At 38.3% G+C, this 1764-nt stretch carries 1 protein-coding gene and 1 tRNA gene; both read right to left on the bottom strand.

Annotated elements, in window-relative coordinates:
• Positions 1-114: 114 nt before the first annotated feature.
• Complete coding sequence (nuoF, locus tag CCY16_RS02200) at positions 115-1392, bottom strand: NADH-quinone oxidoreductase subunit NuoF (protein ID WP_088414617.1); 1278 nt, start codon at positions 1390-1392, stop codon at positions 115-117.
• 17 nt (positions 1393-1409) lie between these two features.
• Positions 1410-1482 (bottom strand) — tRNA-Lys (locus CCY16_RS02195).
• Between the last annotated feature and the right edge of the window lie 282 nt (positions 1483-1764).

Below are 1764 nucleotides of genomic sequence, written 5' to 3'. Positions count from 1 at the left end.
GGCTGATAATGTTGATACCAACACTATTGTCAAGTTTACTGGTCTTTCCATCAGTGAAATTGAAAGGATTGCAGGATCAAGTAGAAATCAGTGACAGTGACAAAAGTTTTTGTTTTAATAAACAGAGAGTTTAGTAATTGCTCTCTCTTCGATAACATGGCGAAAATGTCTGATTAATCCTTGAATTGGCCAAGCTGCAGCATCACCAAGTGCGCAAATTGTATGGCCTTCTATTTGAGTGGTAAGGTCAAGTAATTTATCTATTTCACCATGCTTAATATTTCCTGTTACCATTCTTTTCATAATTCTCCACATCCATCCAGTACCCTCGCGACATGGTGTGCACTGTCCACATGATTCATGCATATAGAAGTGCGATAACCTCTCTATTGCAGCTATTATATCAGTCGATTTATCCATCACTATTACAGCAGCAGTACCAAGCCCCGACTGTGCTGCTCTTAATGAATCAAAATCCATTTTAATAATATCACATATAGATTTTGGAATTAATGGTACTGAAGACCCACCAGGTATTACAGCAAGTAAGTTATCCCAACCTCCTCGTACTCCACCCGCATATTCTTCAATCAATTCACGCAGCGGAATTCCAAGTTCCTCTTCAACATTACACGGGTTATTTACATGCCCTGAAACACAAAAGATCTTAGTACCAGTATTATTTGGTTTGCCAAGAGATGCAAACCACTCCCCTCCACGATACAGAATGTCTGGAACCATAGCTATAGTCTCAACGTTGTTTATCGTGGTTGGGCAGCCAAAAAGTCCAACAACAGCAGGAAATGGAGGCTTCATACGGGGAAAGCCCTTTTTTCCTTCGATCGATTCAAGCTGAGCTGTTTCTTCTCCACATATGTAAGCACCTGCACCTCTATGGATAAACACGTCAAGATCATAACCTGATTTGCATGCATTTTTTCCGATCAGGCCTTCTTTATACGCTTCCTTAAGTGCTTGTTTTAAAACTAAATATTCATTATAAAATTCACCCCTAATGTAAATATATGCAACAGATGCACTAATTGCCCTGCTAGCTAAGAGAACTCCTTCAAGTAACTTGTGTGGCTCATACCGCAATATATCTCTATCTTTACATGTACCAGGTTCTGATTCATCCGCATTGACTACTAAGTATGTTGGTTGCTCTTTTGAAGGATTCTTAGGCATAAAGCTCCATTTAAGACCAGTAGAAAATCCTGCACCCCCTCGACCTCTTAAGCCAGATTTTCTTACCTCATCAATAATTTTTTCTGACCCTAAATCCAATAATTCTTTTGTTTTTTGCCAACTACCACGTTTTTTTGCACCCTTGAGTAGTGGAGTTTCTTTACCACTCAAATTAGTGAATATTTTGTCCTGTTCTTTCACTATGACTCCAGAGACCTTAGTGATCCCGGCGCGAATCGAACGCGCGACCCACTGATTAAAAGTCAGTTGCTCTACCGGCTGAGCTACGGGATCATTTTATTTTTCAGCTATATTAAACAGTAATACAGATTTTATCCGTTTTAATCAAACTAAAATTTTCATATGTGGTCAAATAAATTATATAATAGACTTTTTGCACATCAAATCAGTTTTTAGCAGCACGCTAAGCGCATAACAACTGCCATCCAAATGAAGAAAGCCCACTTTACAGACCTTAAGAACCCCTTATATGGGGATGTTTTAGGCCTAAAATTTATCTTTAATCTTTATTTAAGTGACAAAAGCACATTATTAAACTAGGTGTGTTATGTTTAA

Origin of the sequence: Wolbachia endosymbiont of Wuchereria bancrofti, from assembly GCF_002204235.2 — a bacterium.
Taxonomy (GTDB): Bacteria; Pseudomonadota; Alphaproteobacteria; order Rickettsiales; family Anaplasmataceae; genus Wolbachia.
This window is presented reverse-complemented; position numbering and strand designations above follow the sequence as displayed.